The following is a 23,588-nucleotide window of genomic DNA, read 5'->3' on the forward strand; positions in this document are numbered from 1 at the left end:
ATTTTGAATTTAATGGATTTAATTAATATTTTGGATCGAGGAAAAAGATATAAAGCAATTTTTTTAACAATGCTTAGATCTAATGAGTATGTAACTAGTGATTTTTTAGCTTCTATAACAGGGGTTAGCATTCGTACAATTAAGAAAGATTTGAAAAATCTTCAATCAGAATTTAATGAAAATCAATTAAATTTAAAAATCATTTCAAAAAAAGCTCATGGATATAGTTTGATTATTTCAAATAAAGATCTTTATGAACAAATTCAAAAGCATTTTCAACTTTACCAAGCTGATGTTCAATCTGAATTTTCAAAAAGAGTTTACTTGATATTGAAAATGTTATTAGCAAGTCGAAAACCAATAAAAATTATTGATTTACAAAAACAGATGTTAATAAACGATAATAATTCTTTAAATCGTGAACTGTTAAAAGTAAAAGATATATTAAAGTCATACCAACTGGTTTTGAATTATAGTTTAAAGGGTATTGAAATTAAGGGTCCAATTTATTTTAAAATTCTTCTTTTGTCTAGAGACTACAAGTATTTTGGAGTCGATGTTCGTACAGATATCGAATATTATGACCAGTTATTTATAATATCCAAAAGTAAAAGGGCTAAAATTAGACAAATAATTTTTAGTGCGTTGGTAAGAAGTAATATCTCGTTTTCAGATGTGACGAGTGAAAGATTTGTAAATTTAATAGTGCTATTACATCATCTTGAAGATGATGTTTTTTATCAATCTCAATTAACTCCGTATCCAGAATTTGACTATAAAAAAACAAGAGAATATAAATTCGTCAAAATAATTACAAATAATTTAAGTGAAAAAGAATTAGGATTTAAATACTCTGTTTCTATGATTGAGTTTCTTACTCATATTTCTGTTATGAGTATTGACATTTATCATTTTCAGGAATGTTCCACTGCTAATTACGGAGAATTGTTAGATTTTACAATTGAGATTAGAGATGAGTTAATTAGACAAATTTCTAAGACGATTTTTGTTGATGTTTCTAATAACGAAACATTGGTTAAAGACTTAACAAAAATATTATTGCCAATTAGTTTAAAAATTAAATGGGGAATTTCAGACGACGTTAATATTACTTTGTATAAAGACCCACGTTCACTTTTTTCTCCTATTTTAGAAGAAAGTTTTAAACACATTACTCAAAATTTTATGAAAAAATACACATATTATTTTTCGACTCGTGAACAACAAGTTATCATTGGGATTATTCAAGGTATGATTAATAGAATTGAATTAACACATCGAAAATTGGATATTGTAATAATTGCAATAAACGGAAAACTAAGCACACAACAAATAAAATTTAATTTATTGCATTATTATAAAAGTTATATCAATGTTCTTTCCACAAAATCTCTCTATGAACTTAAAAGTCAAGATTATGATTATTATGATTATTATATTTGCGGAAAATACGGTAAAAACATGAGAATTCCCTTTCATCCAATTCTCTACGTTGATGAAACAATTAAAGAAACTGAATATGTAGACAGTTTACAAAAAGTTTTTTTGAAGTCTTTGGGTTATGATTTAAAACTACCAAAGATAACTGTTGAACATGTTTCGAAAATGACCGAGTCTTATGAAAATTATTGTGCAACCGATATATATAATAGTAATAATACTATTATTAGAGTTTTGTTTAATTTAAACAGTAGTAAAAATAATTTTAAAGTTTATCGTTTTGATCAAGAATATCAAAGTACTGATACAAATATTAGTAGTTTTATTGTTTTGGATACAAAGGTTAATGGAGATTTTGAAATGCTAAAAATGATTACGAATATTTTTTGGCAGATAGAGAAGAAACCGTCCTTAATACAAATGTCCTCTGAGAAAAAATACTCATATACGTATTTTATAGAAAATAATTAGAAAGAATGTGCTTATGTCAAAAATAATAATAAGAGCAGATGATTTGGGTTATTCTAAGGGAATCAATTATGGAATTTATGAAACTTTAAAGAATGGGTTTATTAATAATGTTGGAGTTATGGTTAATATGCCTAGCACACAGCATGGAGTCGATTTAATAATGGATTTAGATGTTGATTTGGGGTTACATACGGTAATATCCGCTGGACGTCCATTGAGTGATCCGGATACGGTTTCTAGTTTGGTAGATGATTTTGGTAATTTTAAATCCTCAAATTTGTATCGAAATTCAACGGAGGATTTGGTTGATTTAGAAGAAGTAGTAGTTGAAATTGATGCACAGTATAATCAGTTTTTAAAACTTTTCGGAAGAAAACCTGACTATTTTGAAGGGCATGCGATTTATAGTCCGAATTTTTTAAAGGGGTTAGATATAGTAGCAAAAAAATATGATTTGCCTCTGCTTCCTTTTAAATTAGATCTAGGACCAGTTAAATTTAAGGATAGCAATGTAATTATTACTTTTATGGATAGCATGAATATACACTATAATCCCGTTAAAACTCTTGAAAAGGTTATTGATTATTCAAGCACATGTGCTAATAATGTATTTCCAATGATGGTTTGTCATCCTGGCTTTTTGGATCAATATATCATCAATCATTCAAGTTTGACTAATCCTAGGATGCAAGAGGTTGATTTTGCTTGTTCGGATAAAGTCAGGACGGTATTAGTTAATAATAATATTGAAACAATACGTTTCAGTGATTTATAAAAAGTGAAATAAGTCACAAAAATCCTCTTAAAAAACGAGAAATCGTTCATTTCAAGGGGATTTTCAGTAAAATAAAAGAACGCAGACCCCTTCTTAAATTTCAAAATGATTAAGAAGGTCTTACTTCTTGTATCTTTCTTAAATAACCATTTGTCTAGAATCTCTGGCAGTCTAAGATGCTTCACTCGTTTAAATTGTTTACATGCTTACATTGCTAGAGCTGTTGATAACCAAGTTTTGTTTGATCCTGCTGCTTCCATAATGGTTTGTCTTTAAGGTAAGTCCCGTTCGCTAATTTTGTAATTAAATTTTGATTGATTTTACGTTCAGGTGAATAATCAACATCTGTGTTATATAAATATTTTTATTTGTTGAAAACCAATAGGTATTTAGACTGTTTTCGAAATAGTTCTTGCTTTTATAAAAATATCATTCTATAATCTATTTAGAAAATTTTCTAAATAGGTGTGAAATGAGTTTAAACGAAACAATGAAAGCTTTGGCCGATGTTCAGCGGCGTGAAATACTAGAACATTTACGTAATAAACCAATGTCGGCAGGAGAAATTGCAGCAAATTTTGATTTAAGTAATGCGACAGTTTCTTATCATTTGAAAGTCCTCAAAAAAGCCGGATTAATTACCGAAAGCCGCGAAAAAAATTATATTATTTATTCTCTTAGTGCTAGTGTTTTTGAAGATGTGATGGCTTGGTTTTATAAAATTGGAGGGAAAAAAGAAAATGAAAAATAAAAGAAATTTGATTATCTGGTCTGTTATAACAGTTTTAATAATTTTGGCTCCAATAATTTTAGGACTAATCTTTTATCATCAATTGCCAGCTAAAGTTCCTAGTCACTTTGGAGTTAATAATGAGCCGGATAATTTTATTGATAAAAGATTTGCAGTTTTTTTAATGCCAATAATCGCCGCTCTATTGCAGTTAGTTTTTATTTTTATTAGTAACAAAATAAAATCTGCAAGAATGACTTGGGTTTTATTAATGATCACGCCAGTTATTTCAACAGTAATTTATCTTATAATTCTTAGTTTTGGTTTAGGCCATTCACTGGATGTTGGACGAATAGTTGTTTTCATTATCGGAATCGTTTTTCTAGCGATCGGGAACTATTTTCCAACGCTAACGGTCGACCAATATCGTTTAATTCATTACAATTGGAAGATTACGGATCCGATAATTTGGTCAAAACTAAGCCGCAAACTAGGTTATTCATTTGTAATATCGGGAGCAGCTTTACTGATCTCTTTATTTTTTAATGTTATTGTGTCTCTAATTATCATGGGTATTTTTATCATTTATGTTCTAGGGTTAATGATTTACAGCACCTCTTTACAAGTTAAAAGCGGAAAATAAAAAACAGCTAAAGGTTTAATTGAAATGGCACTAATTTGCGATTTCAATTAAACCTTTTTTATTCTATAATTATTACTTAGACTTTTTGTGAATCGAAGGTTTTCTTTTTGTAATTGATTCTTTTTATAAGGAAGAATTTCACTTTTTAATTTAAAATTTGTAATTTTTGACCCATATATTAAAGATTTTTAAATTCTATATTAGAATTATATATTCTAATTAAAAAGTGGACTATCATTTATCCAAGTTAGGAAATCTTAATGTGTTAAGTTACAATGACAAATTTTGAAATTTTGTTACATTACGCGTTAATTTGTTGCCTTTATAGCAATTAAGTATATAATTGACTTAGTTAGAAGCGACGTAAACCGAGCCAATGAGCATAAACCTTATTATATTTACGGTTTACAGTTTGGTATTTAATGAAAGCTTTAGTGTAAATTATTAAATGGAAATAAGTCCATAGTAATAGAACTTAATAGTTTTTGGATAAATACATGTCATTAGTTTGCTTTTAATTTTGGCTTAGTTATAGGCTTTTTAATAACTATTGACTATAAATCGAATGTAATTCCTAATGATTTTTTCTAAAGAGAAAAAATAATCGCATTATTTGAATTTATAAGTACGATAATGAAATTTTTAAATTTTTTTTCCGAAATAAATTTTCAAATAAAACTTTTAGATATATTATATATTTATAACAAAGTGGATACACTTTAAATAATTTAGGAGGACTGAGTTTGGATAAACTAAAGTTTACAAAAAGAGAATTAGATATTATGCATGTTTTATGGGATGCAAAGGGACCGTTATCGGCTAAAGAGGTATTCGAAAAGAATTCTTCTATTAGCTTGAATACCATCCAGGCTGTTTTGAGAAAACTATTGAGAAATAAACTTATTAAAACAGCAGAGATTGGTTATAGCGGAACGGTGTTGACTAGAAAATATGCACCAGTGTTGTCAGAGGAAGATTATTTGGCATCACAATTTTCAAAGAAGAGTATTTCTAACTTGATTGCAACTTTGATTAAGAATAGTTCTTCTGAAGATTTAGCAGAAATCGAAAAATTGATTGCTGATAAAAAGTCTAAGCAAACTGCTTAGACTGATATTAAATAAGAATTTTAAGGTTTATCGTAGATAAAATTCATCTTTTATGGGATATATTTTTTTTCCATCGATAGCTAAAGAATTTTAACATTTTATCTCAAATAGAGTCGCGGTACTTTACAAAAGTAATTTTGTGAAATATCGCGATTTTTATTTTGAAAATTTTTCTTACAGTTTTACATTTTTTCTTTGCTGTGCTTGATGTGTTTGTGATTAGAAATGGAATTTCATCTTTCTTCCGGTATTTAAGATGGAAACTAAATCAATTACTTTAAAGCTAATTCAATTTTTGAAAAGATTTATTACAAAAATCGGTTCTCTTTCTCCCATTCCCCGTCCCCTTGATGTTAGACCCCTCTGTTTAAAATTATGTTATTAAGAAAAAAAAAAAAAAACAACTCTTTTCTGCTGTGATGATATAATTTCTTTGGATATTTATTTCCTTTCACTTATTATTTTGTTTCTTAAGGAGCTTTAACATGAATTTTAATTCAGAAAATGGGAGACGACGTTTTAATATTATCTTGTTTTGGCAGGTTTTGATCCTCCTTGCCTTAATCTTGACCTTCCTCGGTAAACAATTTCTGGCTTTTAATTCAAAAGCTGAAGATACTTTATCGATTACCAAACTTTCTCAAGTAAGTACAGACTTAAATCAAACTTTATCTGGTAAGGATGCTTTCTCTTTAGCATTGGCAGAAAACTCAAAAGTCACTGCCAGTTCTAATGCAGTTAAGCTTAACCGTAATACCTATCAGTTTAATGCAGTTAACAATGAAATCTCAGGTGAAGTTACTTATTCTAACGCCGGGATTACTGCAAGCGGTAAGCTGATTGATGCAGTATTAACCGTAACTGCCCAAAATGCATCAAAAGTAACGGTGGCGCCAATCGGCAGCATTACCCTCACTGGAAGGAACGCTAAAGCTCAGATGAAGCTGCAGTTCTTTATTCATGGGACAAAGACCCCGATAGCAATAGATGGTCATTTTACAATTGACCAGTTAAATCCAAATGAAGAAATAGGACTGAAGCTTAATCAGCTTAAACAGATTTATAGTCGGGGAGATTCTTTAGTTCAGACTAATTCTGATCAAAGATATACTAATTTCAAGGTTAATACCCTTAGTGAACATAATCGCTTTACGGCAGTCTATGAGAATCAGACAGAACTTGACTATACCTTAAAGAATACTGGAGCAGAAGCAGGACAGCTTAATTTAAGCAGCAGCTCAGTAGTTGAGATTGAGATGCCTCAGGCGAGGATGACGGGGGTTGATGAAACTGTTGATCCAGCGGAGAGTTCAGAAGAAACTAAGACTGATCAATTTCAAGGAAAACTAACAGAAACCAAAGCAGCACCTAATAAAGTACGTCCTTTATATCTGCTGCAGCAGAATATTCCAAGTAAGTCAGCTGGGTATTTAGGTTGGAATCAGATTGATGATGAACTAGATCCAGTCTGGTCAGTCGAACCGAAAGACATTGTGATTACCAATGAACTGCAGGAAGATGTTACCAACAATTTTCAAGTAATGATTAAGGGTCATCATTTAACAATTGATGCTGCAGCAGAAGCATTAAAGAGTTCAGACTTTTATGGGCATACGTATTCTATTTTAATTAAGGGGAGAATAAACCCTCAACAAGAGCTGCAGAGTGATAAAGACGATTTAAAGTTAGGAAAACCCAATAGCGCTAAGATTACGTTAAAGACAGCAGGCGGGGTTGTGACGCAGAAGACTAATCCAGCGGTCAATCAAGTAAAAGTTGCCCTGCCGAAGGTTGAACTGGATCAAAGCTCAATTTATAGCGGGATGAAAACTTTTAGCGGTAAGATCAGTCATCCAGAGACGACGAAGTTTTACTTAAGCTACAAAGACAACGCGGGAAAGACTCATGATAACGAACCGTTAAAGATTACCACCAAACCTAATCTGACAGCTAACGCACTTACGGCAAGAAGTGCAGATACCAAAGAGAAGTGGCAGGCAGCAATGCCTGAGAACCTCAATGCCAAAGCAGCACCAGTGAAGCTGACGGCGAAGAGTGTTGACGGGATGAAGAAAGACTTTTGGATGCGGGACGGCACATGGTGGGATTATAATGCAACAACCAAAGTTCTAACAATTCATCCCCATGAGCTGAATTTCGATGTCGATAAAGCATATAGTGGATGGGAGTATTATTGGCCTTGGATAGCAAGAAATTCTATAGGAAATCAGGTTAAGAAAGTAATTCTTGAACCGGGAGTTACTGCTAAAGGATCGCTAGAAAAATTATTTACAGGACTTAATTATGTTGATAGTTACGAAGGATTGGATCTTCTGAACACGAGCCAAGTAACGAATATGAGTGAGATGTTTTCAAATAATAATTATGGAAATTTAACGACTTTAGATGTCTCTCACTTTGACACCAGCAATGTAACTGATATGCATCAGATGTTTAGTAATTCAGCAAAATTAGTCAATTTAGATGTTTCTTATTTTAACACTAGTAATGTAACTGATATGGGGGCAATGTTTGCTGGCTGTCCATCCCTCGCTAATTTAGACGTTAGTCATTTTGATACGAGTAAAGTTACAAATATGAATAATATGTTTTCCAAAGTGACTTCGCTCCTTGATCTTCAGAATTTTGACACCAGCCAAGTGAAGGATATGAGTTTTATGTTTAGTCGTTATGGGGGGAGTAGTTTGGATTTTTCAAACCGTGACACCAGCAGCGTGACTACTATGAGGTATATGTTTCAAAATAGTACCTGTCCAAATATTAATTTAAGTGGCTTAACAAATGGTCAAGTAACTAATATGAGCTATATGTTTGACAATTCGAAAGTCGTTAATTTAAATTTAAGTGATTTTAGCACCAGCAATGTAACAGATATGAGCTACATGTTTCAATCAACTTCTGGATTAACAAATCTCGACTTTCGACAATGGACTAAATTTGATACGAGTAAAGTCACAGATATGAATCATATGTTTAATAGCTCTAATATATCTTCGTTAAATATCGAAACTTGGGATACGAGTAATGTAACTTATATGTACTATATGTTTTCTAGGTTAACAAAAATTACGAGCTATAGTTTCTTAAATAGTTTAAAAACCGGAAATGTAACCACTATGGAGGGAATGTTTAGCGGCTCTACAAATTTAGGAGGGATTGATTTTAGCCAGCTTTTAAATTTTGATACCAGTAAAGTTGTTAGTATGGCCTACATGTTTAATTATACTGATATTTCACCTAATGCTAATGTCAGAGTCTTTAACACTAGTAAGGTCACAGATATGACTTCAATGTTTGAGTGGTGTTCTAAGTTAACAATTTTTGATCTCAATTCTTGGGATACGAGAAGTCTTAAGTTAACGAAGAGCATGTTTAAAAATTGTTCTAACTTGTCTAGTGTGAAGGTTAGTGATTGGGATACGGGAGCACTTATGGACACGTCATTGATGTTTCAAGATTGTAGTTCACTTGAAAATCTTAACTTGACTAATTGGAATGTTTCAAATGTTACTCTAACATCCAGTATGTTTGCGGGTTGCTCGAAATTAGTTAGTGTTGGAGATTTGATCAATTGGCAGACCCGTAATATTACTAGTACATACAAAATGTTTTATAACTGTTACAAATTAAACGGAATTAATGTCGCTAATTGGAATACGAGTCAGATGATCGATCTGAGTTATATGTTTTCTGGCTGTTGGGCATTTACAAGCTTAGCAGTTACTAATTGGGATTTAAGCAATGCTATTAACACGTCGCATATGTTTGAAGGCTGCGGCAATGTACCCCAATTGGATGTCAGCCAATGGCATGCGAGCAAAATCACCGATCTGAGTTATATGTTTTCTGGTTGTAAATCTTTAAAACATTTGGATTTTAATCCAACTTTTGATATCAGCAATGTTACTAATCTGAGCTATACTTTTTTTAGCTGTATTGCTTTAGAGACCCTTCCTATTAGTAGTTGGAACACTGCAAAAGTAACAAATATGTATTACACTTTTGGTGGCTGTTCTTCCTTAACCACCCTTGACATTAGCAATTGGAATACGGCAAAGGTAACAAATATGGGCGGAACTTTTAGTGGCTGCAGTAAGTTAACTAACCTTGATGTTAGTAAATGGCAGACGGGTTTAGTTACTCTCATGGGCAGTATGTTTAGTAATTGTTCTTCTTTGAAAAGTTTAGATCTAAGTACGTTTAATACAAACAATCTTATAGATATGGAATTAATGTTTGGTGGCTGCTCTTCGCTTGAAAATCTCAATCTTACTGGATTTAATACTAGCAAAGTTGGAACCGTATCATATTTCCCACCAGGTAATTATTATAGTTCTATCGGATCAATGCGAAATTTATTTTACAATTGTTCCTCTTTGACAACATTAGATTTAAGTAGTTTTGATACAACAAATTTAAGCAAATTGGCTTACTATAAACCAAAATCATATCAAATGAATGGAATGTTTTATAATACAAAGAACCTTTGGAAGTTAACTTTAGGACCGAAAATGAAAATTTATCCAAAAGCAAAGTCAAGTTCAGGTTGGGAAACTTTTGATCCGAACTTCGCTAATCCAAGTGCGGGCACTAAGATTAATGACCCGGCTGATCCGACAGGTAATTACTATGCAACTGAAGCAAAGTGGCAAGAACTTGGCACTTCGAACAATGATCACGAACCCAACGGGGGCGTGAAGACTGCTGATGATATTATTGCCGATTCGCAAGTAGACCATACTGACACCCGAACGTACGTTTGGTATCAAGTGGGAAGTCTTAATTTCACCGCGCCAACGGAAATTGATCTCGGGAGTCACAAGATCTCAGGCCGATTTGAAGAAGGTCAGAGCGAGGCGCAAAGCTTAGAAATTACCGATAGTCGCAACGGTCGAGCTAACAAACAATGGCGCATCGATGTTGCGGCGAGTGACTTAGTGAAATCGGATGATACGACGAAGAAAGTTGCCGGTAATCCGCTCTACATTAAAGATTCCGCTGGTGAACATCAGCTCACATCGACGGCAACATCGCTCTATTCTGGGGTTAGTGGGGGCGTTGGATACGCTGATACGTGGAGTAAGAGTTGGAATTTATTATTTAGGTCGGCTCCGAGTGCAATTCCGGCTAGTGGAACCTACAATGGCACGGTGACTTTCACTTTAGTTGATACCACACCTTAAATTTAATAGACCTAATAAAAACGAGCCCTCAATAATTTGGAGAGCTCTTTTTTTTGATACATATTTTTAAAAAATCAATCATTGACCGATTAAATTGGTTTGGAATTTCTGCCATAATGTCATGCCCACAATTTTCCATGATTGTTTCTCTAATTTGCGGGTTATGATTTTGTAACCATTCACCATACCCATTAGGAAAATAGGGACTAGACCTTGCGGTAATTAATTGAACTGGGATCATAAGTCTTTCAATTGTGTTTCGCCAATCTGCCTTAAAGTGACTTAGTAATAATTTTTGGGCTTCAGATCGATTAAAAGGATGTTTAGTTTTAGCATCGGCTAATTCATTTGAAACTATTGGAACTAATCCATGCATTGTTTCATGAACTGAAAATTTTGTGGTTAGTTTTTCTGAAATATTTTCATTACTAACCCCATTAAGCCCAAAATTCCAATGAGGAGTGTTAATCATTTTAGGGCTTTGGTCAATTGTTAAAATCCCGGCAATATTATCTGTGCCAAAATTCTGCAGGTAATTCCAAATGACTGAAGCGCCCATCGAATGACCAATTAATATCGGATTTCTTAAATCTAGTTTTAAAATAATCAGCGCTAGGTTTTGAGCAAGTTGAATGAGATTATCTGCAATGTCTCCGCTTGAACTTCCTTGACCAGGGTAATCCCAAGTAATCATTTGATATCCATGTCCGATTAAAGCAGGTTTTTGGGCAGACCAAATTTCTTGATATCCGCCAAATCCATTACAAAATACCACGGGCTGTCCCACCCCCAATTTAATAACAGTTAGCTGAGTTTGTGAATCGACTTCTATTTTAATAAAAATGCCTCATTTCTCAATTAAATTCATCGGCATTAGAAATGATCTTATTAGCGACGGATTCGCTAAGATAAAGGGTATTTAATAAGTTTCCGCGAATTGCACCAAGCGTTGCTTCGGTTTTAAATTTGTTAGTTACAACTGAGATCCTTCGGGGAATTGCTAGAATTTGTTCAAGCGGAATGCTAAAGACGGGAATATTTTCCAGATTAATAAATCTTCCGTTCAAGTCGTAAGGGCGACCATAAAGAATTCCAGCCACCTCCTTCTTTTTCGCAGGAGGAATAATTTTTTCGCTCATTTGCTGCCAAACAGGAATTGACTCGATTGAGGCAATGGTTCCAACACTGCAGATAGACAAATCAATTTTTGAACCTAAAGCGAGAGTCGGGGCAATTGCCGGTTCGCTAGCTAATAATTTACGAGTCTCTGGATCAAAAATATATAAAGGTGCAACAATTGTTTTATATTGGGCGCCTAGACGGTTAGCGGCCATTTCAACCATTCTGGTAGATCCAGCTTTTGAATTATATTTCATGTTTTCACCCATAATCTGAGTGAATGTAATACTTGGGCGATCATCTGTATTAAAGTGCTGAATTAAATCATACATCGTTTCACCCCAAGAGAGACCAACGATTTGATGATCTTTAATTGAATGCTGAATATCACGGGCGGCATACAAAAAAACGTTAGAAGCAGTTTCGGCAGGATTGAGAGTGTCTTTTAAGACCGTAACGTTTAATTGTGGGAAGACTTGCTTAAATTTACGTTCAATTGTTCGCTGACGCCCCACAGGCGCTTTAATTGAGATGTTTACCAATCCAGAATTAGTAGCCTCATCCAAATATTTCTCTACGTAATATCGTGAGATATTATATTTTTTTGCCAATTCGCTTATTGAGTTTCGAGAATAATAAAATCCTTGAGCAATTCCGATAAGTAAATCTTGGTGTTCTTCGTTTGCCAAGTCTTCGCCTCCTAAATTAAGATTAATTAATTTTATTTTACCATGTTTCGCTTTTTTAAAATTTAAAAAATATCGCTTTCAATTTGCAAATTTAAAATATTTATGACATAATCTGGGGGTAAAAATAATTATTTTCTAAGGGGATTGTGAATGGCAGAAGATGAAGTAGAAAAATTACATCGAGAACACACGGGAGTTTTATCAATTCATCCAGAGTTATCAGTCAAAAATCGCACTGAACTGGGAGAGGCATATACACCAGGTGTGGCTGAATTAGCTAAAGAAATTGAAGCAGATCCAGATAAAAAGAATTTGTATACGGCAAGCGGTAAGCTGGTAGCAGTTGTTACTGATGGATCGGCCGTTCTTGGATTAGGAAATATCGGAGCTGCAGGAGGATTACCAATTGTTGAAGGGAAAGCGCTCTTATATAAAGATTTAGCAAATGTTGATGCGATTCCATTAGCTGTTGATCAAGTTGAAATTGAAGATTTTGTAAAGGTCATTACAAATATTCAAAAGAGCTTTGCCGGAATTCATCTTGAAGATATTGCTGCACCTCGCTGTTTTGCAATTGAGGAAGCTTTAAAAGAAAAATTAGAAATTCCCGTTTATCATGACGATCAAGAGGGCAGTGCGATTGTAGTATTAGCTGGTTTGATTAATGCTGCTAAGGTTGTAAACAAAAAATTAACTGATTTGAAAGTGGTTTTAGCAGGCGTTGGAGCAGCTGGAATCGCAACGGCAAATCTTCTTTTAGCTAGTGGAATTAAGCATTTATCATTAGTTGATATCCACGGAGTCGTTAAATCTTCTGATGAACGTTATAACGAATATCAAAGAAATTTAGCAGGTAAAGTTGACTCGCAAGCTGGTGAAGTTTTAGATGATGTAATTAAAGGAGCAGATGCTTTTATCGGTCTATCTGATGCTCACGTTTTAAGTAAAGATCAAGTGAAATCAATGGCAGAAAATCCGATCGTTTTTGCATTAGCTAATCCAATTCCAGAAATTGATCCTAATGATGCAAAAGAAGCGGGAGCTAAAGTAATTGCCACCGGATCTAGCAAGTATCCTAATCAAGTTAATAATATCTTAGCTTTCCCAGGACTTTTTAAAGGGTTAATCAAAAGCGGATTAAAGTCAGTTAACTTAGAATTAGAAGAAAAAATTGCAAGTTCTTTGGCAAATTTAATTAAAAATCCAACTCCTGAAAAAATAGTACCAGGCGTATTTGATCAAGGGGTTGTAGAAGCTGTTACAGCATGTGTTGAAGAATATAGCAAGAATTTAAGTAAGAAGTGAGGGGAAAAATGGCAATATTTTGGACTTCTATTCAGAGCGTTTTAGCAATCATGATTATGATTGCAATCGGTTATGTTGCAAATCAAAAGAAATGGTTTGACGATAAATTTTCTAAATCGTTATCGAAAATTATAATGCAGGTTGCGTTACCCGCATCGATTTTTATGTCAATGATGGAACATTTTAAACCAGAACAATTATCTAAACTGTCAGTTGGCCTTTTGTATACAATAATAAGCATTACAATTGGTTTAATTATCAGCTGGATTTTAGTAAAATTTATGAAAATTCCAAAAGGCCGTCGGGGTTTAATGATTACCGCAATGAATTTTGCTAATACTGTTTTTATCGGGATGCCTTTAAACGAAGCACTTTTCGGTAAAATATCAGTTCCTTATTTATTAGTTTATTATATCGTGAATACAATTATGCTCTGGACAGTTGGAGTTTGGATTATTGCCAGTGATGATCCTACTGTCGGCACTGACGGACAAAAAGTTAAATTTGACTGGCATCATTTAATACCAGCACCGCTTTGGGGCTTTATTGTGGCAATTCCTTTCATCTTCATTCCTTGGATGAAGTCGCATCTATTGGTTAGCTTTGTAACAACTACTTTATCCAAAGTTGGGGCCTTGGTAACTCCATTATCTTTAATTTATATTGGAATTATGCTGAGCAGTTTTGGCTTGAAGAATATGAAATTTGATAAATCAGTTATTGTTACTTTGTTGGGACGTTTTGTTTTGGCCCCAATTATTATGGCAGCTTTGATTTTTATTGGAGCTCAGGTTGGTCTTAAAATGGTTCCGATTTTTTATAAAACTTTAATCATTCAATCGGCGACTCCAACATTTGCAGTTCTGCCGGTTCTCGCCAATACTTATCATGGAGATGTAAAATTTGCGACAAACATAGTTGTTTCAGCGTCAGTATTGTTTGTCATTGTCGTGCCGGTAATTATGCTAATTATGGGATAAAAACATGTCAGATGTTAGGAAGCTGTATTTAAAAATACCGCGAATCAAAAATTTGTGGATAAAGTTTCTAAATGAACACGGATTAAATGATTTTTCAGAATCTGAGGTTCAAAATCTTGATCTAACGATGGGACTTTATGAAAATGAAAAATTGATTGGTACCGGGTCACTTAGTGATAATATTTTAAAATTTATTGCAGTTGATGAAGGAGATCCGCCGGGTGCTAATTTCAATCGAATAATTACAGCCTTGCAAAATGAATTAATGCAGCAAGGAAAAACTCACATGATGGTTTTTACAAAACCCCAGTATGAGAAGAGTTTTAACTATGTAGGTTTTAACACATTAGCTAAAACTTCGCTGGGTGTTTTGCTGGAGGCTGGAGCACCGGATATTAAGACGTATTTGACCAATTTACCAGGAGTAAAGGATCAAAAACAAGCAGCATCAATTGTCATGAATGCCAATCCTTTTACTTTGGGTCATCGTTATTTGGTAGAACAAGCTGCATCAGAAAACGCAGTTGTGAATGTTTTTGTGGTTTCAGCTGATCGATCATTATTTTCAAGCAGCGAACGAATGCAGCTGGTTAAAGAAGGATTGGCAGATTTAAAAAATGTGCGTGTTTTTTTTGGCGGCAGCTATATGGTTAGCTACGCAACTTTTCCTTCGTATTTCTTACCAGCAGGAGATGAAATCATCCGCTATCAAACGACGCTTGATGCACGATTATTTCGTGATCAAGTTGCACCCATCCTAAATATCACCAAACGATATTTGGGAGATGAACCTTTTTCGCGGACAACTAACATCTATAATCAAGTTTTACAGCAAGAATTACCGCCGTCGATTGAAGTAATAATCGTCAAACGATTAGAAAAGAATCAAAAAATTGTTAATGCAACAGCAGTCAGACAAGCAATTGCTAAACATAATTTAGATTCAGTAAAAGATTTTTTGCCGTCAACAACAGCTCAATTTATTGAAGATCATGAAAGTGAACTTTTAGCAAGAATTAAGAAAGGAACTAATATTCGTGGAAATTAAAAAAATAGCGATGGCGGGCACCCTCGAATCCTCAGATATTCAAATTACGTTAAGCCCAGCTGAAAATGGTGGAATTCAAATTGATTTGGATTCAGCAGTGGCAAGTCAGTTTGGGAATCAAATAAAAAAAGTAATTACGGAAACTTTAAAGAAGTTTCAAATCGATAATGTAAAAGTAAATGCTGTCGATAAAGGAGCCTTAGATTGTGTTATAAAAGCGCGGACAATTACCGCAGCTCAAAGAGCTTTACAACAAGATGAACCAGCTTGGGAGGTGCTTTAATGGCAGAGACAGAAGAACGTTTACGCCGAACAATGATGTTTGTGCCGGGCAATAATCCCGCAATGTTAAAAGACGCAGGGATTTACGGCGCTGATTCGATTATGTTTGATTTAGAAGATGCAGTTTCAATGCAGGAAAAAGATGCTGCCCGCAGTTTAGTTTATGAAGCACTGCAGACAGTTGATTATGGTAAATCTGAAAAAGTAGTTCGAATTAATAGTCTTGATACGCCTTATTATCATGATGATGTTCGGGCAATGGTTAAAGCGGGGATTGATGTAATTCGCTTAGCCAAAACAGATACTGCTGAAATGATTCATCAGCTTGAAAGAGATACCGAAGCAGCCGAAAAAGAATTCGGTCGAGAAGTGGGATCGACTAAATTAATGGCAGCAATTGAAAGTGCGCAGGCAGTAATTAATGCCAATGAAATTGCTGCAGCATCAAAAAGAATGATGGGGATAGCTCTTTCAGCAGAAGATTATACGACTGATATGAAAACACATCGTTACCCGGATGGTCGGGAATTAGAATATGCACGCAATGTGATTTTACATGCTGCTCGGGCTGCGGAAATTTCTGCTTTTGATACAGTATTCACTAATCTAGATGATGAAGCAGGTTTAATTCGGGAGACAGAATTTATTCATCAATTAGGATTTGATGGAAAATCTGTAATTAATCCTCGTCAGATTCCAATCATCAATAAAGTTTATGAACCAACTGCAGCTGAGATTGAGAATGCACAATTAATAATTGCGGCAATTGATGAGGCTCACGAAAAAGGTTCCGGCGTAATTGCAATGAACGGTCAAATGGTCGATCGTCCGGTTGTTTTACGTGCACAGCGAGTTATGAAGTTAGCCAAAGCTTCAAATTTGATTGATGAGGAGGGTAATTACATTGAAGAATAAAGCAGGCGTTGAAATACCAGATGAATTATTAACTAAGTATGGTTATAAGTCTTTTGACGGTGCTGAGCTGGGACATCCTGAAAGTCAAAGAATTGCTCCAAAAGTTAGAGTATCTGCAGATCAAAGTAAAATTGTTGACTCAATTGAAGAACTTGTTAAAAATAATGTCAAAAATGGCATGACAATCTCGTTTCATCATCACCTGCGTGAAGGGGATAAAATTTTTAATAAGGTTATGCAGATTATCATTGATCTGGGAATTAAAGATTTAACCTTAGCTCCATCATCTCTGACAAATGTCATGAATGATATGGTGGTAAAAGCAATCAAGGCCGGTACAGTAAGCCATATTACTAGTTCTGGGATGAGAGGGAGTTTAGGAGATGCTGTATCTCATGGAATTTTAAAAGATCCAGTTATTTTTCGTTCTCATGGCGGCAGAGCTAGAGCAATTGAAACTGGTAAGATTAAAATTGATGTTGCCTTTCTAGGAGTTCCTAATTCTGATGAAATGGGTAACGCTAACGGAATGATTGGAGATGCTGTTTTCGGTTCATTGGGTTATGCCTTAATGGACGCTCGTTATGCAGATAAGGTAGTTTTATTAACAGATAATATTGTTGATTATCCAAATACCCCTGCTTCAATTAATCAAACTCAGGTCGATTATGTTATAAAAGTCGATCAAGTTGGAGATCCTGAGAAAATTGGATCCGGAGCAACCCGTTTTACTAAAGATCCAAAAGAATTAAAAATTGCTCAAATAATTAATGAAGTTATTACCCATTCTCCGTACTTTAAAGAAGGATTTTCTTTTCAGACTGGTTCTGGAGGAGCAGCCCTAGCTGTAACTCGTTATTTAAGACAATCCATGTTAGATCACGGGATTAAAGCATCTTTTGCATTAGGTGGAATTACAAAATCAACGACAGATCTTTTAGCAGAAGGACTTGTTAAAAAAGTAATGGATGTACAGGATTTTGACAAGGGTGCAGCTGATTCAATGCACGGGAATCAAGATCAGCAGGAAATTGATGCTTCCTGGTATGCTGATCCTTATAATAAGGGCGCAATGGTTGCTAAACTAGATGTTTGTATTCTTTCCGCTCTGCAGGTTGATACCAATTTTAATGTCAATGTTTTAAGTGGTTCAGACGGAGTGATTCGCGGCGCAATTGGCGGACACCAAGATGCAGCAACCGCTAAATTAACGATTATTTCAGCACCATTAACTCGTGGAAGATTAGCCACAATTGTGCCGAAAATGACTTCAATTACGACACCTGGTGAATCGATTGATGTAGTAGCAACTGAATATGGGATTGCGATTAATCCTGCCCGCAAAGATTTAATCGATGCTTTAGGTAAAATTCCAGGCATTCCAGTTTATACGATTGAAGAATTACAGGAAAAAGCCGAAAAAATAGTTGGTCAGGCAGATTCAATTGAATATTCTGATCGACCAGTGGCTCTAGTTGAGTATCGTGATGGAACTTTGATTGATGTAATTAATCAAGTGAAAGAATAAATAAAAAATCAGAACGATAGTGGTTCTGTTTTTTTTAGCGGTAAAATCAAAATAACAAAATTAGAGAGGCAAATTAGTGGCTTTTACAATTTTCAACGAAGGCACACCAGTCAAAATTAATGAAGTTCTTTTAAATAAAGATAAGAGAGTTGAACAGCAAAATTTATTGATGAAAGAGGATCCGACGGCAACAATTATCGCGACTAAACTAAATATTCCCGGTCCAATAAAAAATAATCATTATTTAGAAGAGATTTTTTTGACAGGAATTAAAGAGTTAAAAAGTTTAATTGGGGATAAATTAATTAAAAATGAGATTATCTGGCAGCTAAAAACAGGACCAGAAGCTTTTTGGGTTACAGATATTCCAATAAAAAGGGCTAAAGAAATTGCGATTAGTTTTGAAGATGCTTTTACCTTAGGACGTTTATTTGATGTTGATGTACTATCTTTAAAAACAAAAGAAGTTCCATTATCAAGGCGGGATCTAGGATTTGAACCTCGAAAATGTTTAATTTGCAGTCGTCCAGCTAAAGAATGTGCACGATCACGTAAACATAGCGTTTTAGAACTGCAAGAAAAAATCAGCCAAATGGATCGGAGTTATTTCAATTATGCAGATTAAAGATTTGGCTCAGTTAGCTGAACAGGCGATGATTGATGAAGTTATGGTTAATCCAAAGCCGGGTTTAGTAGATCCAGTCACTAATGGATCACATCCGGATATGGACGTTTTTACTTTTGCTGCGAGTGCAGTTTCTTTGAGATCTTACTTTAATGAGATCACAATTTTAGGAGCTAACTTTGAGGGAACCGCACTGACGGAACTTTTTCAACAAATACGTTTATTAGGAATTGAAGCAGAAAAAACAATGTTTAAGGCAACTAATGGCGTCAACACCCATAAAGGGGCAATTTTTTCTTTAGGTGTAATGAGTACAGCAGCGTCCTTTGTATTGACCCACAGAAATAATTTAGAATTGGAAGTCATTTCTGAAACGATCAAAGAAATGCTTACAGGATTAACTCAGCGTGATTTTGCAAAAGTTAAAGCAAAATCTCCGCAAGAATTAACAGCCGGTGAAAGAGAATACCTTAAGTATGGTTTAACAGGAATTAGAGGGGAAGCTGAAGCCGGTTTTCCCATAGTTTTTAACGAAGCACTACCTTTTTTAAAAGATCAAAAAAATAATAATCGCAATGATCGTTTAATTGATACCTTGATGAAAATTGTATCAATTACTCGTGATAGTAATTTAATTAAACGAGCAGGAGACCAAAAAATTGTTGGTTGGGCTAAAGCTCAGGCTAATGAATATTTTTCTTTAGGTGCAAGTCAAACAAAAGAAGGAAGATCTTTTTTAAAAGAACTTGATCAAACCTTTACTGATCGTAATTTAAGCTTAGGCGGCAGTGCTGATTTGTTGATTTTAACAATTTATTTAGCTTTAGTTTTTGATTGGCTGTAAGATAGGTATAAAGTTAAGGTGAGAGGTTAAAGACTTTGAAAACTTTTTTTTCGTGGCTAAAAAAAGACTATAGTGTTAAAGAGTTTATTACATGGTTGATCATTTTTGTGATGTACGCGGTATTTGTTTATTTATTTTTAGGCAATAAATATTTTACTTGGTGGGCATTTTTGGTGGGTGCTTTGTTAATTGGCTTAATTTGTCATTTAATTTTTGTACCGTACCCGAACGTTAAAGATCCTAATTATCCGCCAAAAGGACCACACCATTGGTAAAAAGTTGACAGATATGGCGTAACGAGTTAAATTAATTTTTAATCAGTGAACAAGAGGCACAGAAACATTTGAAGCTCAGCGAGGCTGTGGTTGGTGGAAGGCAGCTCTTTAAAATTCTGTTGTGTAGCTTGGGAGATGTTTTGCTGAAACCAAGTAAGTAAAGCCGGTTAACCTCGTTATTGGTTAATAAGTGGAGTATTAACTCAATTTAGGTGGTACCGCGGAAAATCTCGCCCTATTAGTTTAGGACGGGATTTTTTTATAAACGAAGGAGAAAAAAATGACAGAAATGGATAAGAAATATAATCCTAACGAGGTCGAAAAAGGACGTTACAATAAATGGCTTGAACAGGATCTTTTTAAACCAAACGGGGATCAAAAAGCAAAACCATATTCAATCGTAATTCCGCCGCCAAATGTTACTGGTAAGCTGCATTTGGGCCATGCGTGGGATACAACTTTACAGGATATAATTATTCGTCAAAAAAGAATGCAGGGGTTCGATACGCTTTGGCTTCCGGGGATGGATCATGCTGGTATTGCAACGCAGGCTAAGGTTGAAGCTAAGTTAAAAGAAGAAGGCGTTTCACGTTATGATTTAGGGCGAGAGAAATTTGTTGAAAAAGTTTGGGAATGGAAAGATGATTTTTCGGCAACGATCAAAGAACAATGGGGAAAGCTTGGCTTATCACTTGATTACTCGCGTGAACGATTTACTCTTGATCAAGGGCTTTCTGATGCAGTAAAAAGAGTTTTCGTTGATTTGTATAACAAAGGCTTAATTTATCGCGGCGAGTACATTATTAACTGGGATCCGCAAGCTCGCACTGCTTTATCGGATATTGAAGTTGTTCATGAAGATGATAAGGGGGCATTTTACTATCTTAAATATCCTTTTGTTGATGGAACAACATTTGATGGCAAAGATTATATTGAAATTGCTACAACTCGGCCAGAGACGATGATGGGTGATACGGCAGTAGCTGTTCATCCTAATGATTCCCGTTACCAAGATTTAGTTGGGAAAAAAGTTTTGCTGCCGCTTGCTAATCGTGAAATTCCAATTATTGCTGATGAATACGTAGATCCAGAATTTGGAACCGGAATGGTTAAAATTACTCCTGCGCATGATCCAAATGACTTTTTAGTGGGCAATCGTCATAATTTACAAAGAATTAATACCATGAACGAAGATGCCACGATGAACGAGAACGCTGGAAAATATGAAGGTCTCGATCGTTTTGAAGCTCGCAAAAGAATGGTTGAAGATCTTGATCAAGAAGGTTATTTATTAAAAGTTGAACCAATTGTTCACGCGGTAGGACATTCCGAACGAACAGGGGTCCAAGTTGAAGCCCGTTTATCAACTCAATGGTTTGTTAAGATGAAGCCTTTAGCTGAACAGGCAATTAAAGCTCAAAAAGGTAAGGATAAAAGTATTTTTTGGCCCGCGCGTTTTGAACATCAGTACCTTAATTGGATGGAAAATATTCATGACTGGGTGATCTCACGGCAGTTATGGTGGGGGCACAGAATTCCGGCATGGTACCACAAAGAAACTGGTGAAGTTTATGTGGGAGAAGAAGCACCAAAAGACATCGAAAATTGGGAACAAGATCCCGATGTTTTAGATACTTGGTTTTCAAGTGCTTTGTGGCCGTTTAGTACAATGGGATGGCCCGATCTTGATTCACCTGATTATAAAAGATATTTTCCAACTGATACTTTAGTAACGGGTTATGACATCATTCCTTTCTGGGTTGCCCGGATGCTTTTTCAGTCAATAGAATTTACTGGTAAAAAACCATTTAAAAATGTTGTGCTCCACGGATTAATTCGTGACGAACAAGGTCGTAAGATGAGTAAGTCGTTGGGTAATGGGATTGATCCAATGGAAGTAATTGACAAGTATGGGGCAGATGCTTTACGTTGGTTCTTAATCTCTGGAACAACATTAGGCCAAGACATGCGTTTTGATTACAAGAAAATGGATGCATCGTGGAATTTCATTAATAAAATTTGGAATGCCAGCCGTTTTGTAATTATGAATTTAGATGGCGTTACAAAGATTGAATTACCGTCTAAAGAAGAAAGAACTTTGGCTGATAATTGGATTCTTTCGCGGTTAAACTCAACAGTTAGTCAGGTTTTAGATCAGCTAGATAAGTTTAATTTTGGTGAAGCAGGACGCTCAATTTACGACTTTATTTGGAGTGACTTTTGTGATTGGTACATTGAATTGAGTAAAGCTGATCTAACTGGGGACGATGTTGAAAAAAGTCATCATACCAAACAAGTTTTAGCTTATGTTTTAGATCAAATTCTAAGATTAATCCATCCATTTATGCCTTTTGTCTCAGAAAAAATTTGGCTGACGATGCCAACCCATGAGGGAGAATCGTTAGTAGTTGCTAAATATCCTGAACCTAACGACGATTTCCAAAATCCTGAAATTGAAAAACAAATGAGTTCAATGATTGAACTTATTACTTCGGTAAGAGGGATTAGAGCTGAAGCAGGGGCTCCTCTGTCTAAACCAATCGAAATTTTGATTCAGACTAATGATGAAGCTCTTCAAAAGATGTTTACACAAAATAATTCCTATATTGAACGGTTAGTTAATCCAAAACAAATTGAAATTAATTCAAGTGTTGAGGCACCGGAATTATCGAAAATTGGAATTATCAGCAATGCTAAAGTTTATATTCCTTTAGCTGATTTAGTAGATGTTGAAGTAGAGAAAAAGAAGTTAGAAAATCAAATTAAAAAGTTTGAAAGCGAAATTCTTCGGGCGAAAAAGAAATTAGCCAATGAAAAGTTTATTCAAAAAGCACCTGCTGAATTAGTAGAACAAGAAAAGCAGAAAGTAACAGATAATACTTTTAAACTTAATTCTTCAAAAGAAAGTTTAGCTGCTTTGGATCATTTGTCAGATAATCAATAATCCAAAAGAGGATTAAATAAAATGGATAAAAAAGCCAAACAATCAAGGCCTGAGTTAAGACCCGACCTGAATGCGATGATCTTTTTAAAATTTTATTATCTAAAAGAAGAATTGGTCGAATTTTGTCGGTTAAATCAATTATCAACGCAAGGCAGTAAAACAGAATTAACAGATCGAGTTGCTTATTTTTTGGAGACGGGTTTGAGAAAAAAACCAAAACGTCAAAAAACAATTTATCAACCAAACGTCAATTTAACACTTTCCACACTGATTGAAAAAAATATTAGTTTCAGTGAGAAACATCGGGTATTTTTTAAGCAATATTTAGGTGACGATTTTCATTTTAATGTTAAATTTAAGAAATGGCTGAGATCAAATAGCGGGAAAACATATCAAGAAGCAATTGATGCGTACAAACAAATTTTATTTGATCAAGAATCAACCAAAATATATAAGTAATTTGAAGATATCTGGATTAATTTTAAAAAGCTCAATTTTTGAGCTTTTTTTACTGAACAAGTGTGTAAAAATAATTTTTAAGATTATTGACAAACGTTGTCAGATTGTAAAATTAGTTATCTTGATTGGCCAACTATCAAGTCAAAAGGATAGTTAAATAGTTAATTTGATGCTAAATTTTACTTAGAATTAAGATGAGGTAT

General features: G+C 34.4%; 19 protein-coding genes and 1 other annotated feature. Of the genes, 17 read left to right on the forward strand and 2 right to left on the reverse strand.

Annotated features, from left to right (window positions below):
- Window positions 1–12: 12 nt before the first annotated feature.
- The 6 genes from R8749_RS02220 (at window position 13) to R8749_RS02245 (ending at window position 10,372) form a co-directional block, all read left to right on the forward strand.
- A complete protein-coding gene (locus R8749_RS02220; RefSeq protein WP_317698489.1) occupies window positions 13–1,911 on the forward strand; it encodes an HTH domain-containing protein in 1,899 nt (632 codons plus the stop codon).
- 13 nt (window positions 1,912–1,924) lie between these two features.
- Window positions 1,925–2,686 (forward strand): ChbG/HpnK family deacetylase, encoded by a 762-nt coding sequence (locus tag R8749_RS02225; RefSeq protein ID WP_317697615.1) that lies wholly within the window; start codon window positions 1,925–1,927, stop codon window positions 2,684–2,686.
- A gap of 472 nt (window positions 2,687–3,158) precedes the next feature.
- Window positions 3,159–3,437, forward strand: coding sequence for an autorepressor SdpR family transcription factor (locus tag R8749_RS02230; RefSeq protein WP_317697618.1), 279 nt, complete (start codon window positions 3,159–3,161; stop codon window positions 3,435–3,437).
- A complete protein-coding gene (locus R8749_RS02235; protein ID WP_317697620.1) occupies window positions 3,427–4,059 on the forward strand; it encodes a DUF1648 domain-containing protein in 633 nt (210 codons plus the stop codon). The genes R8749_RS02230 and R8749_RS02235 overlap by 11 nt, the downstream gene beginning before the upstream one ends.
- Window positions 4,060–4,802: 743 nt before the next feature.
- On the forward strand, window positions 4,803–5,168 hold the full coding sequence (locus R8749_RS02240) for a BlaI/MecI/CopY family transcriptional regulator (RefSeq protein ID WP_317697622.1): 366 nt from the start codon (window positions 4,803–4,805) through the stop codon (window positions 5,166–5,168).
- Between the two features lie 485 nt (window positions 5,169–5,653).
- Entirely contained in the window at window positions 5,654–10,372 is a 4,719-nt protein-coding gene (locus R8749_RS02245) for a BspA family leucine-rich repeat surface protein (protein ID WP_317697624.1), read from the forward strand.
- A gap of 28 nt (window positions 10,373–10,400) precedes the next feature.
- On the opposite strand, the gene R8749_RS02250 is transcribed toward R8749_RS02245, so the two are convergent.
- Together R8749_RS02250 and R8749_RS02255 are read right to left on the reverse strand one after the other, a co-directional pair.
- A complete protein-coding gene (locus tag R8749_RS02250) occupies window positions 10,401–11,147 on the reverse strand; it encodes an alpha/beta fold hydrolase (RefSeq protein ID WP_317697626.1) in 747 nt (248 codons plus the stop codon).
- A 79-nt stretch (window positions 11,148–11,226) separates the two neighbouring features.
- On the reverse strand, window positions 11,227–12,180 hold the full coding sequence (locus R8749_RS02255) for a sugar-binding transcriptional regulator (RefSeq protein ID WP_317697629.1): 954 nt from the start codon (window positions 12,178–12,180) through the stop codon (window positions 11,227–11,229).
- 150 nt (window positions 12,181–12,330) lie between these two features.
- Between R8749_RS02255 and R8749_RS02260 the strand changes: the two genes are divergently transcribed.
- The 11 genes from R8749_RS02260 to R8749_RS02310 all read left to right on the forward strand — a co-directional run bounded on the left by R8749_RS02260 (window position 12,331) and on the right by R8749_RS02310 (window position 23,385).
- Entirely contained in the window at window positions 12,331–13,485 is a 1,155-nt protein-coding gene (locus tag R8749_RS02260) for an NAD(P)-dependent malic enzyme (RefSeq protein WP_317697631.1), read from the forward strand.
- An 8-nt stretch (window positions 13,486–13,493) separates the two neighbouring features.
- The gene (locus R8749_RS02265) at window positions 13,494–14,465 is read left to right on the forward strand and encodes an AEC family transporter (protein ID WP_317697633.1); all 972 of its coding nucleotides are present in this window, start codon (window positions 13,494–13,496) and stop codon (window positions 14,463–14,465) included.
- Between the two features lie 4 nt (window positions 14,466–14,469).
- Window positions 14,470–15,513: a [citrate (pro-3S)-lyase] ligase gene (gene citC / locus R8749_RS02270; RefSeq protein WP_317697636.1), complete on the forward strand. Its 1,044-nt coding sequence runs from the start codon at window positions 14,470–14,472 to the stop codon at window positions 15,511–15,513.
- Window positions 15,503–15,796, forward strand: coding sequence for a citrate lyase acyl carrier protein (gene citD, locus R8749_RS02275; protein ID WP_317697639.1), 294 nt, complete (start codon window positions 15,503–15,505; stop codon window positions 15,794–15,796). Before citC ends, citD begins: the two co-directional genes overlap by 11 nt.
- Window positions 15,796–16,710 carry a citrate (pro-3S)-lyase subunit beta gene (gene citE / locus R8749_RS02280; protein WP_317697641.1) on the forward strand — a complete coding sequence of 305 codons (915 nt, stop codon included), beginning with the start codon at window positions 15,796–15,798 and terminating at the stop codon, window positions 16,708–16,710. Before citD ends, citE begins: the two co-directional genes overlap by 1 nt.
- Entirely contained in the window at window positions 16,700–18,238 is a 1,539-nt protein-coding gene (gene citF, locus R8749_RS02285; protein ID WP_425613207.1) for a citrate lyase subunit alpha, read from the forward strand. Before citE ends, citF begins: the two co-directional genes overlap by 11 nt.
- A 76-nt stretch (window positions 18,239–18,314) precedes the next feature.
- Window positions 18,315–18,863: a citrate lyase holo-[acyl-carrier protein] synthase gene (gene citX, locus R8749_RS02290; protein WP_317697645.1), complete on the forward strand. Its 549-nt coding sequence runs from the start codon at window positions 18,315–18,317 to the stop codon at window positions 18,861–18,863.
- The gene (citG, locus tag R8749_RS02295; RefSeq protein WP_317697647.1) at window positions 18,853–19,707 is read left to right on the forward strand and encodes a triphosphoribosyl-dephospho-CoA synthase CitG; all 855 of its coding nucleotides are present in this window, start codon (window positions 18,853–18,855) and stop codon (window positions 19,705–19,707) included. The genes citX and citG overlap by 11 nt, the downstream gene beginning before the upstream one ends.
- Before the next feature lie 35 nt (window positions 19,708–19,742).
- Window positions 19,743–19,982 (forward strand): hypothetical protein, encoded by a 240-nt coding sequence (locus tag R8749_RS02300; protein ID WP_317697650.1) that lies wholly within the window; start codon window positions 19,743–19,745, stop codon window positions 19,980–19,982.
- Window positions 19,983–20,018: 36 nt separating this feature from the next.
- Window positions 20,019–20,223, forward strand: a binding site (T-box leader).
- Window positions 20,224–20,262: 39 nt separating this feature from the next.
- Window positions 20,263–22,926: a valine--tRNA ligase gene (locus R8749_RS02305; protein ID WP_317697652.1), complete on the forward strand. Its 2,664-nt coding sequence runs from the start codon at window positions 20,263–20,265 to the stop codon at window positions 22,924–22,926.
- A gap of 21 nt (window positions 22,927–22,947) precedes the next feature.
- The gene (locus R8749_RS02310) at window positions 22,948–23,385 is read left to right on the forward strand and encodes a DUF6434 domain-containing protein (protein WP_317697655.1); all 438 of its coding nucleotides are present in this window, start codon (window positions 22,948–22,950) and stop codon (window positions 23,383–23,385) included.
- Window positions 23,386–23,588 lie beyond the last annotated feature (203 nt).

The sequence above is a fragment of the Xylocopilactobacillus apis genome (assembly GCF_033095965.1).
Taxonomy (GTDB): domain Bacteria; phylum Bacillota; class Bacilli; order Lactobacillales; family Lactobacillaceae; genus Xylocopilactobacillus; species Xylocopilactobacillus apis.

Bases quoted from the DNA above. Each gene is read 5' to 3' on its own strand.
- R8749_RS02220 (WP_317698489.1), top strand. From the start codon at position 13: ATGGATTTAATTAATATTTTGGATCGAGGAAAAAGATATAAAGCAATT.
- R8749_RS02225 (WP_317697615.1), top strand. From the start codon at position 1,925: ATGTCAAAAATAATAATAAGAGCAGATGATTTGGGTTATTCTAAGGGA.
- R8749_RS02230 (WP_317697618.1), top strand. From the start codon at position 3,159: ATGAGTTTAAACGAAACAATGAAAGCTTTGGCCGATGTTCAGCGGCGT.
- R8749_RS02235 (WP_317697620.1), top strand. From the start codon at position 3,427: ATGAAAAATAAAAGAAATTTGATTATCTGGTCTGTTATAACAGTTTTA.
- R8749_RS02245 (WP_317697624.1), top strand. From the start codon at position 5,654: ATGAATTTTAATTCAGAAAATGGGAGACGACGTTTTAATATTATCTTG.
- R8749_RS02260 (WP_317697631.1), top strand. From the start codon at position 12,331: ATGGCAGAAGATGAAGTAGAAAAATTACATCGAGAACACACGGGAGTT.
- R8749_RS02265 (WP_317697633.1), top strand. From the start codon at position 13,494: ATGGCAATATTTTGGACTTCTATTCAGAGCGTTTTAGCAATCATGATT.
- citC (WP_317697636.1), top strand. From the start codon at position 14,470: ATGTCAGATGTTAGGAAGCTGTATTTAAAAATACCGCGAATCAAAAAT.
- citE (WP_317697641.1), top strand. From the start codon at position 15,796: ATGGCAGAGACAGAAGAACGTTTACGCCGAACAATGATGTTTGTGCCG.
- citG (WP_317697647.1), top strand. From the start codon at position 18,853: ATGCAGATTAAAGATTTGGCTCAGTTAGCTGAACAGGCGATGATTGAT.
- R8749_RS02305 (WP_317697652.1), top strand. From the start codon at position 20,263: ATGACAGAAATGGATAAGAAATATAATCCTAACGAGGTCGAAAAAGGA.
- R8749_RS02310 (WP_317697655.1), top strand. From the start codon at position 22,948: ATGGATAAAAAAGCCAAACAATCAAGGCCTGAGTTAAGACCCGACCTG.